Source organism: Amycolatopsis camponoti, from assembly GCF_902497555.1.
GTDB classification, from domain to species: domain Bacteria; phylum Actinomycetota; class Actinomycetes; order Mycobacteriales; family Pseudonocardiaceae; genus Amycolatopsis; species Amycolatopsis camponoti.
Genome location: NZ_CABVGP010000004.1, coordinates 99,856 through 114,117, shown reverse-complemented (window position 1 = coordinate 114,117; position 14,262 = coordinate 99,856). Strand labels below are relative to the sequence as shown.

The following is a 14,262-nucleotide window of genomic DNA, read 5'->3' as shown; positions in this document are numbered from 1 at the left end:
CTCTGCGCTGAACGGCTCAACCGGTGCCGGAACACTGGCTTCGGCCCGCCGGTGCCGCAATAGTCGAACGATGACCTCGGATCCGTTCGGGACGCTGCGGAAGACGCTCTGGATCGGTGGGGCCCCGTGGACGGGCAAGTCCACCGTCGCCCGGCTGCTGGCCGCGCGGCATGGGCTGGCGGCTTACCACCACGACGACCGGGCCCGGCCCGCCGCCGCCCCCGCCGACGACATCCCCGCCGGCGACCAGCTGACCGCGGTGCTGGCCGAGTTCCGGCGGCGGTTCGAATCCGCGCTGGACGAGCTGCGCGCGTGGGAGTCACCGCGACCGATCGTCGCGGAGGGCCGGAGCCTGCGCCCGGAGCTGGTCGCCCCGCTCGTGGACTCGCCGAGCCGGATGGTCGTGCTGGTGCCGACCGAGCTGTTCCGCCAGCACCAGCTGCGGCACCGGCCGGACGAGCCCACGATCCCGCGGCAGCGCACCCGCCTGACGCGCGACCGGATGCTCGCCGCGCAGGCCGTGCGCTCGGCGCGGGAGGCCGGCATCCGCGTCATCGAGATCGACGGCCGGCTCGACCCGGCCGGCGTCACCGACGTGGTCGCCGAGCACTTCCGCGCCTACCTGGACGCCTGAGGCTCCGGCGGCCGAGTCCGATGTGGACGACCGCGGTCCGGGCCGGTCAGCGGTGGGTGAAGCGCGGCGGGCGCCGCTCGAGGAACGCGGCGACGCCCTCCGCGTAGTCCACACCGTGCAGTGCTGCGGACCGGATCTCCTCGACCTCGGCGTCCGAGGTTTCCTGCCCCGCCACGATCTTCTCGATGATCCGGTTCATCCCGCGGATCGACGCCTGCGAGCGCGAGCAGAGCGTCGAGACGAACTCCAGCGTCGAGGTCTCCAGATCCGGCGCCGGGAAGACGTCGTTGAGCAGCCCGATTTCGCGGGCCCGGTCCGCCGTGATCAGCTCGCCCGAGAGCAGGAAGTACTTGGCGTGCGCCGGTCCGACGAGCGAGACCAGCTGGCGCGTCGAGTCGAAGTGGTAGACGATGCCGAGCTTCGCCGGGGTGATGCCGAACCGGGACCCCTCGGCCGCGAAGCGGAAGTCGCACGCGACCGACACCTGGCAGCCGCCGCCGATGCAGTTGCCCTGGATCATCGCCACCGACGGCTTGCGCATCGCGGTCAGCGCCGCCACCGCGCCTTCGACCGCCTTGTCATAGCTCGCCGCGCCCTCGGCCGTCGTCCGCAGCTCGCCGAACTCGCTGATGTCCGCGCCCGCCGAGAAGTGCTTCCCCGCGCCCGCGATCACGAGCACCTTCAGCCCCGGGTCGGCCTCCACCTCGGCCACCACGTCCGGGATCGCCGACCACATGCCGTAGGTGATCGCGTTCATCTTCTCCGGGCGGGTCAGCGTGAGCCGGGCGACTTCGCCGTCGCGCGTCAGGTCGAATCCGTCGGTCATGAACCGCACGATAGCTGCTCGCCCTGAGCGAAAACTGCGGTGTGTGACGCGGTCGGGTCGCTAGCTTGGGGCCATGGCGACGATCGAGGTGGACGGCACGGCGTTCGGCTACGACGAAGCGGGCGAGGGGCCCGCGGTCGTGCTGCTGCACGCCGCGATCGGCGATCGCCGGATGTGGGACGCCCAGTTCACCGCGCTCGCCGCCACGCACCGGGTGATCCGCGACGACCGCCGCGGCTTCGGCGAAACCGCCGACGGCCCCGGCGAGTACGCCCACTACGAGGACCTGCTGGCCCTGCTCGATGCCCGGGGGATCGAGCGGGCCGCGCTGGTCGGGGCGTCGATGGGCGGGGCGTGCGCGCTGGACGCCGCCCTGGCCGCGCCGGAGCGGATCACCCGGCTCGCGCTGCTCGGCTCGGGCCTGACCGGGCACACCTGGCCGGACCACATGCTGGCGGACATCGAGCGGCTGGCCGCGGAAGCGCTCCCCGCCGGGCGGCTCGCCCGGTACGCCGCCCGCGAAGCCGAGGTCGACCCGGCGGACGTACGGGTGATGGCCGACGCGAACATCCGCTACCTGGTCGCCGGCCCGGAGCGGGACGTCTCGGTGCTGCCGCCGGAAATGGTCGCGCTGGTCAGGGAAATGTGCGAGCAGGTCTACCGGCACGACTGGACGGCTCCACAGTGGACGGAGAAGGTCCCGGACACCCGGCACCGGCTGGGCGAGATCACGACGCCCGCCCTGGTGGTGATCGGGACGGCGGACGCGCCCGGTCTCGTCGAGCTGTCCCACCACCTCGCGGCGTCGCTGCCGGACGCGGAGCTCGTCGAACTCCCCGACACCGGTCACCTGCCGTCGATGGAACGGCCCGACGAGGTCAACGAGGTGCTGCGGAAGGTCCTCAGCTGAAGATCTTCTGCACCTGATCGGAGATCTTCGCGACCAGCTCGGAGAACTGCACCGCCCCGCCCAGCAGGCCCTTGACCTTCTCCCAGCGGCTGCGCACCACCGCCGGCTCCGCGGCGTCGCCCGCGCGCAGGTCGCCGGCCAGGTCGGTCAGGGTGTCCTCCAGCACCTCCTGCTTCGCGAGGTCCTTGCCGCGCACCTCGGTCGTCAGCCGCTCGATCAGCTCCAGCAGCGAAGAGACCGTGGCGTCGGCGTCGCCCCCCTCGATGCCGGTCTGGGTGATCCGGCCCGAGTTGTCGCCGCCGATGCTGACCTTGTTCGTGATCCGGTGTCCCATCAGGCCTCCGCTCCGGTCTGCCGCCCGGTCATCCTGGACGGGCGGGGCCGCGGCCCGCGCTGTCCGGTCTGGGTGATCGGGGCGCTGTTGTCGCCGCCGATGGTGATGTCGTTGTTGACGACGACCGCCGCCTGCTCGTCGAAGTTCGCCGTCGAGAACCCGGCGTCGCCGAGCAGCTTGCCGATCGTCGGCAGGAGCCGGCTCCCGATGATCTTCTCGTACCGCTCGATGTCGACGAGCTGGAAGTAGTCGGTGAAGAGGTTCGCCGACGCGAGCTCGCGCAAGGTGCTGGCGGCGCCGTAGCGCTCCGGGTCGAGGACGCCGGCTTCGCGCCTCGGCTGCCGGATCCACGACGCCAGGTTCGCGATCCGGCCGGGCAGGCTCGCCGGCAGCTCCAGCCAGCCGACCAGCCCCTGACCGAACGGGCGCAACGACTCCTGCCGCATCTTGTCCACCGCGCGGTACTCGGCGCGGATCGGCGGCAGCATGAACGGCGTCCACTCGACGTACAGCGTCGTCTCGTCCACCGCCACGTGCAGGAACGTCGTGAGCACCAGCTCCCGGTCCCAGGTCTCCACCTGGAAGCACAGGTAGTAGCGCGCCCACTCCTTCGGTTCCCGCCGGATCCGCTCGACTTCGGCCTCGGGCAGCCGGGTGTGCGGCGGGTACTCGATGTCCGGCAGGTAGGCGGCGGCCTCGCTCTCCCCCAGGTGGTCGACGAGCTCGGCGGCCGGGGTGAACACCGCCTCCGTCACCGTCAGCCCGCCCAGCCGGCGGTCCGGCGACAGCGGCGCCGAGCGGCGGAGGTCCGCGATGGCCCCGCGGATCTCCTCGTACAACGTCTCGGTGGTGAGCTCGCGGCGGTCCGCCGGATCGGTCCCGTCGTCCTCGACGCGCTCGAGCGGGATCGCCATGGACCAGGCGTCGCGCCGGAAACCCGCGCCCACGAACGGTTTGTAGCCGCGGTACACCACCAGGGGCGCGCCCGGCGCACCGGCGAACTCGTCGATCTGCCGGTAGCGCCCGAGCTGCGCGCGGAAGTCTTCGGTGAACAGCCCGGCGAGGGTGCCGGTGTCGGGAGCGGGCGGGGCGAAGCGCTTGAAGCGCGTCGTCAGCAGGTTCCACAGCGACCAGCGTTCGAAGGTCACGACCATCAGGACGACCACGGCGAGCACGATGCCGATGACGTACCGGGCGGTGTCGCCGCCCGAGGAGTCGTCGAACTGGACGTCGTCGTAGTAGCGCGACGAATAGCTCCGGCCGGAGTCGAAGATTTCGCCGGAGTAGGTCAGCAGCAGCCAGACGATCACGACGGCGACGCCCACCAGTGCGAGCGTCTTCGGGCTGAGCGGCCGCTCGGTCACCCGGACGTTCTTCCCCGACCGGGCGATCACGAGCACGATCGAGAGCACGATCCAGCCGTACAGCAGCGGGTTGTCCCACGACAGCCCGATGACGACGGCCATCAGCAGCACCAGCAGGCCGTCGTAGTTCTTCCGGCGCGCCCGTGCCCGCACCGCCTCGGTGAGCACGCGGCCCGCGTCGAGGCCGGGCGACGGCGGGACCGGCCGGGTCGGCTCGACGAGGAACTCGGTGATCGCCCGCGTGCCGAAGCGGGGATCGAGGTAGGAGGCCGCGCACAGGTAGCGCGTGGTGTCGTCGGCCGAGCCTGGGGACATGCTCGCTCCCTCGGGGAACTCCGGAAAGACCCACTCAGCAAGTTGCCGACCGTAGCATGCACATTGGGGACGGGGGACGGTATTTCGGGCACCGGTCACGCCAGCAGTTCCGCCGTCAGTTCCCCGCGGCTGCGGACGCCCACCTTCCCGAACACGGCCTTGAGGTGGTCCTGCACGGTGTGCGCCGAGATGCCGAGCCGGCCGGCGATGTCCGAAGTGGACCGGCCCGCCAGTACCTCGCGGCAGACTTCGCTTTCGCGCGCGGTCAGCCCGTAGGCCGCGAGCCGCACGCTCAGCAGTTCGGCCCCCGACGCGCGGCCGATCGTCACCACCGTCTCGTCGTCGGCGGACCCGGTGACCAGCCGGCTCGCGTGCAGCACGATCCAGCCACCGCGGGCGTCGCGGACCCGGGCGCGGAAGGTTCCCGTCGCGGCCGCCCGCGCGCCGGTCACCACCGCGCGCAGCAGCACCGCGAACCGGCCGGGGGCGATCGCGTCCAGTTCGGCCCGCCACGCCGCGGCCGCGCCGGTGGCCGCCCGCTGCCCGCCGTCCGGGCCGGCCACCACGATCGCCGGGTCCGCCCGCTCCCCCGCGTCACGCGTGCGCGCGGCCACCCGCGTCGCCGCCGCCACCGCCGGTGCGATCGCCGTCAGGAACTCGACCTCGCGGTCGCCGAACTCGCCGCGCCGCACCAGGCCGGCCGCGCCCCACGACGTCCCGTCGACCCGGAACACCACGCGCAGCTCGTGGCGCAGGCCCAGCGGCCGCCAGACCTCGTTGAGCCGCCCGCTGCGCTCGACGTCGCGGCGTGGCAGGTCCGAGAGCCGGGCCACCGGCACCGGCCGGGCGGCCAGCTCGGCGAACGTGTGGGGCTGGGCGCCGTCGTACTCGTAGGTCGCCAGCAGCGGCTCGTACTCCCCCGGGATCCGGGCCCGCCCGCTGGTCATCGAGCTGATCACGGCGGTGTCCGGGTCCAGCGACGCCCAGCACGTCAGCTCCGTCGGCACCACGCGCTCGACCAGCTCGATGGCGGCGGCGTGCAGCTCGGCGACCCCGAGGCCCGCCGTCGCGAGCGCGGCGATGTCCCGCCGCACGCCCTGCGCCCGGCCCTCCCACATGGACGCAGTATGCGCCGCGCCCGGCGTCCCGGGTATCCCACATTCCCGGGATGGTCCGGCCCGCGGCGCGTTCCTAGCCTCGGCGGCATGACCCATTTCAGTGCGCCGGGCGAAGGCCCGGAACTCGATGCGAAGGACGCGAGGATCACCGTCAAGGTCGGCGCCGAGCACACCGGCGGCGCCTACGAGCTGTTCGAGGTCGACGCGTCCCGCGGGCCGTCGGTCCCGCCGCACGCCGAGCCGTGGGCGAAGAGCTTCTACGTGCTGCACGGGCGCATCACGGTCTACGTCGACGGCGAGCTGCACGACCTCGGCCCCGGCGCGTCGATCAGCATCCCGGCGGGCGCGGTCAACACCTTCACCGTTCACACGCCGTCGGCGCAGTTCCTCGCCGTCAGCCTGACCGCCGCGATGGGGCGCTTCTTCCGCGACGTCGACCGGGCCGCGCCGGACCAGGTCCCGGAAGTCGCGAGCCGGCACGGCGTCGAGCTGGTGCGGCCGTGAACGCCGTCGTCCAGGTCTTCGCCGGGATCGCGGCGCTCGTGCACCTGCTCGCGTTCACGTGGGAGGTCGTGCTGTTCGAACGGCCGGGCGTGCACCGGGACATCTTCCGCATCCCGGCGGAGAACCTGCCGGCCACCCGGCTGTGGTCGTTCAACGTCGGGTTCTACAACCTGTTCCTGGCCGCCGGCCCGATCACCGGGCTGGTCCTGCTGCACACGGGCAACGTCGATGCCGGGCGTGCACTGGTGCTCTACTGCTGCGCGTTCATGGCGCTGGCCGGGGTCGCCCTCGGCGTGTCCGACCTGCTCGCGCTCAGCCGGCCCCGCGGCAGCGGCCGCGGCGGCGCGCTCGCGCAGGCCGTACCGCCACTCGTCGCCCTGGTCGCGGCGCTGTTCTAGCCGGGCTCGATCAGCTGCTCGCTCCAGGCCCGGATGGCCGCGGCCTGCTCGGGCGCGAGGCGGTCGAGGACGAGCCGGCGGATGTTGGCGCCGTGAGCCCGGGTGGCGCTCTCCGCGGTCCGGCGTCCTTCGGCGGTCAGCTCGACGCCGGTGCGACGGCCGGTGGCGCCGTCCTCGGTCCGCGCCACCAGGCCGCGGTTCTCCATCCGGGTCAGCAGGTGTGCGACGCGGCTCTTCTCCCAGTCGAGCGCGTCGGCCAGTTCGCCGACGCGCATCGGCTTCCGCAGCGTCATCAGGACGCTGAACTCGGCCTTCGAAATGCCGCAGTCGCGCTGCAGGCCGCGGTCGAGCTCCCGGGCGAGCAGCCGCTGCGCGCGCATCCAGGTGTCCCAGAACGCCCACTCCGCCGGCTCCAACATGGGAGTAGCATACAGAGTTGACGCGTCAACTCTTGGAGGAGACCGATGAAGACACTGCTGCGCGGCGGCATGGTGGTCAGCATGGATCCGGCGCTCGGGGACCTTCCCCGTGGCGACGTGCTCATCGAGGACGGCCGGATCGCCGCCATCGGCGCCACGCTCGACGCCGACGCCGAGATCGCCGACGCCGAGATCGTCGACGCGACGGGGAAGATCGTGCTGCCCGGGTTCGTCGACACGCACCGGCACACCTGGCAGACGGCGTTCCGCGGCCTCGGGGCGGACTGGACGTTCGACCAGTACCGCGTCGCCGCGCACGGCACGCTCAAACCGCACTACCGGACCGACGACGTCTACCTGGGCAACCTCCTCGGCCGCCTCGAAGCGCTGAACTCCGGCGTCACGACCATGCTCGACTGGTTTCACTGCGCCCTCCACCCGGAGAACGCCGACGCCGCGATCGCCGGGCTGCACGACGCACCCGGCCACTCGATCTTCTGCTACGGCGCCGACGGGCCGGACATCGCGCCGGAGATCCGGCGGGTGCGGGCCCTGCTGCCGGGCGACGACATGGCACTCGGCCTGCGCGGCCCGGTGGTGTCCACAATGGACGAGACCGCCGCGGATGTCGCGCTGGCGCGGGAACTCGGGCTGCGGGTGAGCACGCACGTCCACGGCACCGGCGGCTGGCCGCACGGCGACCGGCCGATCGCCGGGATGCGAGACCGCGGGCTGCTCGACGAGCGCACGACCGTCGTGCACGGCAACGACCTGTCCGACGACCAGCTCGTGATGCTGGCCGAGGCGGGGTGTTCGGTGTCGGTCAGCCCGGACGTCGAGCTGAAGATGGGCTTCGCACCGCCGGTGACCGGCCGGGCGCTCGCCGCCGGCCTCCGCCCGACGCTGTCGGTCGACGACTGCCTGTCCGCCGGCGGCGACCTGTTCGGCGCCATGCGCACGGCACTGGCCGTCGAGCGCGGCGGCGTCACGGCTCGCGACGTCCTCGAGTTCGCCACGGTGGACGGCGCCCGGGCCTGCGGGCGCAACGGCGGCCGCCTCGCCGTCGGCCGCGACGCCGACCTCGTCCTGCTCGACGCCGAGGACCTCTCGGTCTTCCCCGTCGGCGACCCCGTCCGCACGATCGTCGCCGCCGGTCATCCCGGCCTGGTGGACAGCGTCTTCGTCGCCGGCCGGGCGGTCAAGCGCGACGGAAAGCTGCTCGGCGTCGACCTGCCGGCCCTGCGCGTCCGGCTGCTGGAGTCGCGTGACCGGATCGCCGGTGCCGCCGGCGTCGCGGTCGACGGGTCGTGGACGCCTTAAGAAGCCGACGTCACGCGGTAGACGTCGTAGACGCCTTCCACGCCGCGGACCACCTTGAGGACGTGGCCGAGGTGCTTCGGGTCGCCCATCTCGAACGAGAACCGGCTGACCGCGACGCGGTCGCGCGAGGTCGTCACCGACGCCGAGAGGATGTTGACCTTTTCGTCGGCCAGCACCTTGGTCACGTCCGAGAGCAGCCGGTGCCGGTCGAGCGCCTCGACCTGGATGGCCACCAGGAACACCGAGGACGCCGACGGCGCCCACTCGACCTCGACCAGCCGCTCGGGCTGGGACTGCAGGTCGCCCGCGTTCGTGCAGTCGGTGCGGTGCACCGAAACGCCGCCGCCGCGGGTCACGAAGCCGAGGATCTCGTCGCCCGGCACCGGGGTGCAGCAGCGGGCGAGCTTGGCCCAGACGTCGCTGGCGCCCTTGACCACCACGCCGACGTCGTTGGAGCCGCGGCGCCGGGTGACGGTGGACGGCGTCGCGCGCTCGGCGAGCTCCTCCTCCGCCGCGTCGACCCCGCCGATGAGCGCCACCAGCCGCTGCACGACGTGCTTCGCGCTGGTGTGGCCCTCGCCGACCGCCGCGTACAGCGACGAGATGTCGGCGTGGCGCAGTTCGGTGGCGACGGCGCCCATCGACTCCGCGGACACGAGCCGCTGGATCGGCAGGCCGACCTTGCGGATCTCCTTGGTGATGGCTTCCTTGCCGCCTTCGATCGCCTCGTCGCGGCGTTCCTTGGCGAACCACTGCCGGATCTTCGCGCGGGCCTTCGGCGAGCCGGCGAACTGCAGCCAGTCCCGCGACGGCCCCGCGTTCTCCGCCTTCGAGGTGAAGATCTCGACGACTTCGCCGTTCTCCAGCTTGCGTTCCAGCGCGACCAGGCGGCCGTTGACGCGGGCACCGATGCAGCGGTGCCCGACCTCGGTGTGCACGGCGTAGGCGAAGTCGACCGGCGTCGACTCCACCGGCAGCGTGATCACGTCGCCCTTCGGCGTGAACACGAAGATCTCGCGCGAGGCCAGCTCGTAGCGCAGGGACTCGAGGAAGTCGCCCGGGTCCGCCGCCTCGCGCTGCCAGTCGAGGAGCTGGCGCATCCACGCCATCTCGTCGACGTCCACGGCGTTGCCGTTGTGCGTGCCCTTGGTTTCCTTGTAGCGCCAGTGCGCCGCGATGCCGTACTCGGCGGTGCGGTGCATCTCGTAGGTGCGGATCTGCACCTCGAGGGGCTTGCCGTCCGGGCCGATCACCGTGGTGTGCAACGACTGGTAGACGCCGAACCGCGGCTGCGCGATGTAGTCCTTGAAGCGGCCGGGAACCGGCTGCCACAGGGCGTGCACGACACCCATGGCGGCGTAGCAGTCGCGGACGTCCTCGACCAGGATCCGCACGCCGACGAGGTCGTGGATGTCGTCCAGGTCGCGGCCGCGGACGATCATCTTCTGGTGGATCGAGTAATAGTGCTTCGGCCGGCCCTCGACCTTCGCGGTGATCCGCGACGACACGAGGTTGCTGGTCAGGTCGGTGATGACCGAGCGCAGGTAGATGTCGCGCGAGGGCGCGCGGTCGGCGACCAGGCGCACGATCTCGTCGTACTTCTTGGGCTGCAGAATGGCGAACGCGAGGTCTTCGAGCTCCCACTTGACCGTGGCCATGCCGAGCCGGTGCGCGAGCGGGGCGAGCACTTCGAGCGTTTCGCGGGCCTTGCGGGCCTGCTTCTCCGGCGGCAGGAAGCGCATGGTGCGCATGTTGTGCAGCCGGTCGGCGAGCTTGATGACCAGCACCCGCGGGTCCTTGGCCATCGCGATGACCATCTTGCGGATGGTCTCGGCCTCGGCGGAGGTCCCGAGCTTGACCTTGTCCAGCTTCGTGACGCCGTCGACGAGCTCGGCGACCTTCTCGCCGAAGTCGGCCTTCAGGCTCTCGACGGCGTAGCCGGTGTCCTCGACCGTGTCGTGCAGCAGCGCGGCGACGAGGGTCGTGGTGTCCATGCCCAGCTCGGCGAGGATGGTCGCGACGGCGAGCGGGTGGGTGATGTACGGGTCGCCGGACTTGCGCCGCTGGTTCCGGTGCAGTTCCTCGGCGACGTCGTAGGCGCGCTGCAGCAGCCCGAGGTCGGCGTTGGGGTGGAGCTCGCGGTGGATGACGGCCAGAGGTTCGAGGACCTGCTTGACCGGGGCGGCGCGCTGCGCGGTGATCCGCCGGGCGAGACGCGCCCGGACCCGCCGGGTCGCGGACGGGTTCGGCGCCGCACCGTTCGGCCTCGGCGGCTGGGCCGCCGCCTGCCCGTTCTGCGGGGCGCCCTCTTTCGGGGGCACCGCGGCGTCGAGCTCCTGGCTCACCCGCACCTCCTGCTGCTCGTGCGGCCTTCGAACCACCAGGGTAGCCGTTGCGCCTCGCGGCCCTCTCGGGTGCGCCCGTTCAGGGGGATGTCAGGGCTCCGACCAGCGGGTTCACCCATTCGCCCGGCGTGTTGGAAGTCTTGAGGGCACCGTCGTGACTTTTGCGTCACGACGGTGCCCTCAAGGAAGGGAAACCCGGTCAGCAGACCTGGAGTGAGTGGATCTTCCGGTTCGCCAGCACGTCACGGCCTCGCAGCGCCGCCAGTTCCAGGACCACCGACACGCTGTCGACGACGGCTCCCGCGTCCTCCAGGAGCTTGCCCGTCGCCGCGACCGTGCCGCCCGTCGCCAGGACGTCGTCGAGGATCGCGATGCGCTGGCCCGGCCGGACCACGCCCGCCGGGAGCTCGACCGTCGCCGTGCCGTACTCCAGCGCGTAGTCCACCCGGCCCGCCACCTGCGGGAGCTTGCCGGGCTTGCGGATCAGCACCACGCCGAGGCCGCGGGCGTACCCGACGGCCGCGGCGAGGAGGAACCCGCGAGCCTCCACGCCGGCGAGCGCCTCGACGCCATCGTCGAGGGTGCCCGCCAGCGCGTCGGTCACCGCCTTGAACGCGCCCGCGTCCGCGAACAGCGGGCTCAGGTCGCGGAACAGCACGCCGGGCTCGGGGAAGTCCGGCACCTCGGCGATCAGGCCGAGGGCGTCGTCCAGGTGCACGTCAGCGCTTCCGCTTGCCCGCGGGCTTGCCGGACGGGCGCTGCTTCTGGATCCGGGCGGGGACGCTGGCCGCGGCCGCGTACGCCTTTTCCTTGCGCAGCTCCTTCGCCAGGGCGTCGTCGTCCGAGGCGTCGAAGTCCTCGCCCGCGGCCGCCTTGCGCTCCTGGGTGACGCGACGCTGGCGAACGCGCTCGGCCTGCTGTGCGTACTTCGGGTCGCGCATCTTGAAGTCGACCAGCAGCGGCGTCGCCAAGGCCACCGACGACAGGACGCCGACCAGGGTGCCGGTCAGCTGCACCAGCGCCAGGTCCTGCAGCGTGCCCGAGCCGAGCAGGACGTACCCGACGATCAGCAGGCCCAGGATCGGCAACAGCGCGATGAACGCCGTGTTGAACGACCGCATCAGGGTCTGGTTCAGCGCCAGGTTCGCCGCTTCGGCGTACGTGCGACGGGTCAGGCCGAGCAGGCCGCGCGTGTTCTCGCGGACCTTGTCGAACACCACCACCGTGTCGTACAGCGAGAACCCGAGGATCGTCAGCAGGCCGATCACGGTCGCCGGGGTGACCTCGAAGCCGACCAGCGAGTACACGCCGGCGGTGACCAGGATGTCGTGCAGCAGCGAAACCAGCGCCGCCACGGCCATCCGCGGGTCGAAGTAGATCGCCAGGAAGATGACGACCGCGACGAGGAACACCGCGAGCGCGAGCAGTGCCTTCTGCGAGATCTCCCCGCCCCACGACGCGCTCACCGCGCTGTCACTGATGGCCTGCACGCTCGGCTGCTTGTTGCTGCCGATCGGGCCCAGGTCCTGGAACAGGCCCTGCTTGACCTTCGCGACGTCGGCCGCGTCCAGCGTGTCGGTGCGGATCTGGATCGTCGACGACGCGCCGCTGCCGACCTTCTGCGTCTCGGCGGCCGGGCGGCCGAGGGCCTTCTGGAACGACTCCTTGGCCTGGTCCTCGCTGATCACGCCGTGGACGCCGGTGGCGGGCATCTGGATCTGCGTGCCGCCCTCGAACTCGATGCCGATGTTGAAGCCGCGGAAGACCATCGACGCGAGGCACACCAGCACCAGCGCACCGAAGAAGAGGTACCAGCGCTTGCGCTTGCCGACGACGTCGAACGCACCCGTGCCGACGTAGAGCCGGTGGAAGATGCTTTCCTTCTTGCCGGGCTTGGCCGCCACCTTGGCGTCGCCGTCGGCGTCCGTGCCCAGTTCTTCGACCCCCACGTCAGGCCTCCTTCACGTTCGCGCGGCCGACCGTGGTCGACTTCTTACGCTGCGAACCCACTTGCTGCACGGCGCCGAGCCCCAGGTTCTTCGGATTGGACAGGAACGTCGATTTCGACGTGGACACGATGGCCACCAGCGGGTGCGTCACCAGGTACACGACGACGAGGTCGAGCACCGTGGACATGCCGAGGGTGAACGCGAAGCCCTGCACGTCGCCAACCGCGATGATGTACAGGATGGCGGCGGCCAGGAAGCTCACGCCGTCGGAGGCCAGGATGGTGCGCCGGGCGCGGACCCAGCCGCGTGGCACCGCGGACCGGAACGTCCGGCCCTCCCGGATCTCGTCTTTGAGTCGTTCGAAGTAGATGACGAACGAGTCCGCCGTGATCCCGATGGCGATGATCAGGCCGGCGATGCCCGCGAGGTCCAGCGTGTAGCCGATCCAGCGGCCGAGCAGCACCAGCACCGCGAACACCAGCGCGCCGGACAGGACCAGCGACAGGATGGTCAGCACGCCGAGCAGCCGGTAGTAGAACAGGCAGTAGATGAAGACCACCAGCAGGCCGATGCCGCCGGCGATCAGGCCGGCCTGCAGCGAGGCCAGGCCGAGGGTCGCCGACACCGTGGTCGCGTCCGAGGAAGCGAACGACAGCGGCAGCGAGCCGTACTTCAGGATGTCCGAGAGGTCCTTCGCCTCGGACTGCGTGAACTTGCCGGTGATCTGGGTGTTGCCGTCGAGGATCGCGACCTGGATGTTCGGCGCGGACACGACCTGCGTGTCGAGGACGAACGCGGCCTGCTGGTTGACGTTCTTCGACGTGAAGTCGGCCCAGATCTTGGTGCCCTCGCTCTTGAAGCTGAGGTTCACCGTCCACTGGCCGCGCTGCGAGTCGTAGGCCGAGTTCGCGTCGGCGATCTCGGTGCCCGGCAGGAACTCCGGCTCCAGCAGGTACTTGTACGTGTCGTGGTCACCGCAGGCGACCAGCGGCAGCTTCGGGTCGTCGTTGCCCTCGAGGGGGTCCTTGGCGTTGGGCGCGCAGGTCAGCGCCGCCATCGCCTTCGTGACGAGCTCCTGGTTCGGCTGGCCGTCGGCGCCGATCAGCTTCGGGTCCTGGCGCAGCGCCTTCGCGGCCTGGATCTCCTTCGCCGTCTCCGCGTCCACCGAGCCGTCCGACGGTGCGGGAGCCTGGCTCGACGCGGGCGGCGGCGTGGTGCTGCTGGTCGGCGGGGCCGGCGTGGTGCTCTGCTGCTGCGCGGGCGCCGCGGCGGGGGCACCGCCACCACCGGCGGCCGGGCTCGACGGCGGGGCGCTGGAGCTGGCCTTCGGAGCGCCGGAGGACGGCGGGGCCGAGCTGCTCGGGGCCCCCGTCGGTGTCCCCGTCGGCGCGCCGGTGGCCGGCGGCGGCGTGGCCTGCGGCGGCACGACCGGCTGCGTCGCGTTCGCGACGACCTTCCGGAAGCCCAGCTTCGCGGTCTTGCCCAGGTTCTTCGCCTGGTCGCCCTGCTCGCCGGGGACGGTGATGACGACGTTGTTGCCGTCCAGGAGGACCTCGGTACCGCCGACGCCGATCCCGTTGACGCGCCGTTCGATGATCTGGCGGGCCTGGTTCAGGGACTCCCGGGTCGGCTGACCGCCGTCGGGGGTGCGGGCGGTGAGCGTGACGCGGGTGCCGCCCTGCAGGTCGATGCCCAGCTTCGGGGTCGGCTTGTGGTTGCCGGTGAGGAACACCAGCGCGTACAGCACGATCACGATCAAGGCGAACAGGGCGAGATAGCGTCCCGGGCGGAGATGCCCGGCTGAAGCTGCCACGGTGCTTCGGTCT

Annotated in this window: 14 protein-coding genes; 5 read left to right on the top strand and 9 right to left on the bottom strand. The window is 71.6% G+C overall.

Annotated elements, in window-relative coordinates:
* Window positions 1–70 precede the first annotated feature (70 nt).
* Window positions 71–634 carry a cytidylate kinase family protein gene (locus AA23TX_RS47540; protein ID WP_155549630.1) on the top strand — a complete coding sequence of 188 codons (564 nt, stop codon included), beginning with the start codon at window positions 71–73 and terminating at the stop codon, window positions 632–634.
* A 46-nt stretch (window positions 635–680) separates the two neighbouring features.
* Here AA23TX_RS47540 and AA23TX_RS47535 read toward each other — a convergent pair whose 3' ends face one another.
* A complete protein-coding gene (locus AA23TX_RS47535; RefSeq protein WP_196425952.1) occupies window positions 681–1,460 on the bottom strand; it encodes an enoyl-CoA hydratase/isomerase family protein in 780 nt (259 codons plus the stop codon).
* A gap of 73 nt (window positions 1,461–1,533) precedes the next feature.
* Between AA23TX_RS47535 and AA23TX_RS47530 the strand changes: the two genes are divergently transcribed.
* Complete coding sequence (locus AA23TX_RS47530) at window positions 1,534–2,370, top strand: alpha/beta fold hydrolase (protein ID WP_155549628.1); 837 nt, start codon at window positions 1,534–1,536, stop codon at window positions 2,368–2,370.
* Here AA23TX_RS47530 and AA23TX_RS47525 read toward each other — a convergent pair.
* The 3 genes from AA23TX_RS47525 to AA23TX_RS47515 all read right to left on the bottom strand — a co-directional run bounded on the left by AA23TX_RS47525 (window position 2,363) and on the right by AA23TX_RS47515 (window position 5,501).
* On the bottom strand, window positions 2,363–2,704 hold the full coding sequence (locus AA23TX_RS47525) for a hypothetical protein (RefSeq protein ID WP_155549627.1): 342 nt from the start codon (window positions 2,702–2,704) through the stop codon (window positions 2,363–2,365). The two genes, AA23TX_RS47530 and AA23TX_RS47525, sit on opposite strands and share 8 nt — an antisense overlap.
* Window positions 2,704–4,383, bottom strand: a complete 1,680-nt coding sequence (locus tag AA23TX_RS47520; protein WP_155549626.1) for an AbeC-like domain-containing protein — start codon at window positions 4,381–4,383, stop codon at window positions 2,704–2,706. The genes AA23TX_RS47525 and AA23TX_RS47520 overlap by 1 nt, the downstream gene beginning before the upstream one ends.
* Window positions 4,384–4,478: 95 nt before the next feature.
* Window positions 4,479–5,501: a helix-turn-helix transcriptional regulator gene (locus AA23TX_RS47515; protein WP_155549625.1), complete on the bottom strand. Its 1,023-nt coding sequence runs from the start codon at window positions 5,499–5,501 to the stop codon at window positions 4,479–4,481.
* An 87-nt stretch (window positions 5,502–5,588) separates the two neighbouring features.
* Here AA23TX_RS47515 and AA23TX_RS47510 point away from each other — a divergent pair, with 87 nt between their 5' ends.
* On the top strand, window positions 5,589–6,005 hold the full coding sequence (locus tag AA23TX_RS47510) for a cupin domain-containing protein (RefSeq protein ID WP_196425951.1): 417 nt from the start codon (window positions 5,589–5,591) through the stop codon (window positions 6,003–6,005).
* A complete protein-coding gene (locus AA23TX_RS47505) occupies window positions 6,002–6,403 on the top strand; it encodes a DUF1304 domain-containing protein (protein WP_155549623.1) in 402 nt (133 codons plus the stop codon). The genes AA23TX_RS47510 and AA23TX_RS47505 overlap by 4 nt, the downstream gene beginning before the upstream one ends.
* On the opposite strand, the gene AA23TX_RS47500 is transcribed toward AA23TX_RS47505, so the two are convergent.
* Window positions 6,400–6,822: a MarR family winged helix-turn-helix transcriptional regulator gene (locus tag AA23TX_RS47500; protein ID WP_155549622.1), complete on the bottom strand. Its 423-nt coding sequence runs from the start codon at window positions 6,820–6,822 to the stop codon at window positions 6,400–6,402. The two genes, AA23TX_RS47505 and AA23TX_RS47500, sit on opposite strands and share 4 nt — an antisense overlap.
* Window positions 6,823–6,867: 45 nt before the next feature.
* Here AA23TX_RS47500 and AA23TX_RS47495 point away from each other — a divergent pair, with 45 nt between their 5' ends.
* A complete protein-coding gene (locus AA23TX_RS47495) occupies window positions 6,868–8,142 on the top strand; it encodes an amidohydrolase family protein (RefSeq protein WP_155549621.1) in 1,275 nt (424 codons plus the stop codon).
* Here AA23TX_RS47495 and AA23TX_RS47490 read toward each other — a convergent pair.
* From AA23TX_RS47490 to secD, 4 genes are all read right to left on the bottom strand, one after another.
* A complete protein-coding gene (locus tag AA23TX_RS47490; RefSeq protein ID WP_155549620.1) occupies window positions 8,139–10,487 on the bottom strand; it encodes a RelA/SpoT family protein in 2,349 nt (782 codons plus the stop codon). The genes AA23TX_RS47495 and AA23TX_RS47490 overlap by 4 nt on opposite strands.
* 199 nt (window positions 10,488–10,686) lie before the next feature.
* The gene (locus AA23TX_RS47485) at window positions 10,687–11,205 is read right to left on the bottom strand and encodes an adenine phosphoribosyltransferase (RefSeq protein ID WP_155549619.1); all 519 of its coding nucleotides are present in this window, start codon (window positions 11,203–11,205) and stop codon (window positions 10,687–10,689) included.
* A gap of 1 nt (window position 11,206) precedes the next feature.
* Complete coding sequence (gene secF, locus AA23TX_RS47480) at window positions 11,207–12,436, bottom strand: protein translocase subunit SecF (protein WP_155549618.1); 1,230 nt, start codon at window positions 12,434–12,436, stop codon at window positions 11,207–11,209.
* A gap of 1 nt (window position 12,437) precedes the next feature.
* A complete protein-coding gene (gene secD / locus AA23TX_RS47475; RefSeq protein ID WP_196425950.1) occupies window positions 12,438–14,249 on the bottom strand; it encodes a protein translocase subunit SecD in 1,812 nt (603 codons plus the stop codon).
* Window positions 14,250–14,262: the final 13 nt, after the last annotated feature.

What these genes read in the sequence shown, in the direction of transcription:
- AA23TX_RS47500 (WP_155549622.1), bottom strand. Translation starts at nt 6,822, where the DNA reads ATGTTGGAGCCGGCGGAGTGGGCGTTCTGGGACACCTGGATGCGCGCG.
- AA23TX_RS47535 (WP_196425952.1), bottom strand. Translation starts at nt 1,460, where the DNA reads ATGACCGACGGATTCGACCTGACGCGCGACGGCGAAGTCGCCCGGCTC.
- AA23TX_RS47510 (WP_196425951.1), top strand. Translation starts at nt 5,589, where the DNA reads ATGACCCATTTCAGTGCGCCGGGCGAAGGCCCGGAACTCGATGCGAAG.
- AA23TX_RS47540 (WP_155549630.1), top strand. Translation starts at nt 71, where the DNA reads ATGACCTCGGATCCGTTCGGGACGCTGCGGAAGACGCTCTGGATCGGT.
- AA23TX_RS47515 (WP_155549625.1), bottom strand. Translation starts at nt 5,501, where the DNA reads ATGTGGGAGGGCCGGGCGCAGGGCGTGCGGCGGGACATCGCCGCGCTC.
- AA23TX_RS47530 (WP_155549628.1), top strand. Translation starts at nt 1,534, where the DNA reads ATGGCGACGATCGAGGTGGACGGCACGGCGTTCGGCTACGACGAAGCG.
- AA23TX_RS47495 (WP_155549621.1), top strand. Translation starts at nt 6,868, where the DNA reads ATGAAGACACTGCTGCGCGGCGGCATGGTGGTCAGCATGGATCCGGCG.
- AA23TX_RS47525 (WP_155549627.1), bottom strand. Translation starts at nt 2,704, where the DNA reads ATGGGACACCGGATCACGAACAAGGTCAGCATCGGCGGCGACAACTCG.
- AA23TX_RS47520 (WP_155549626.1), bottom strand. Translation starts at nt 4,383, where the DNA reads ATGTCCCCAGGCTCGGCCGACGACACCACGCGCTACCTGTGCGCGGCC.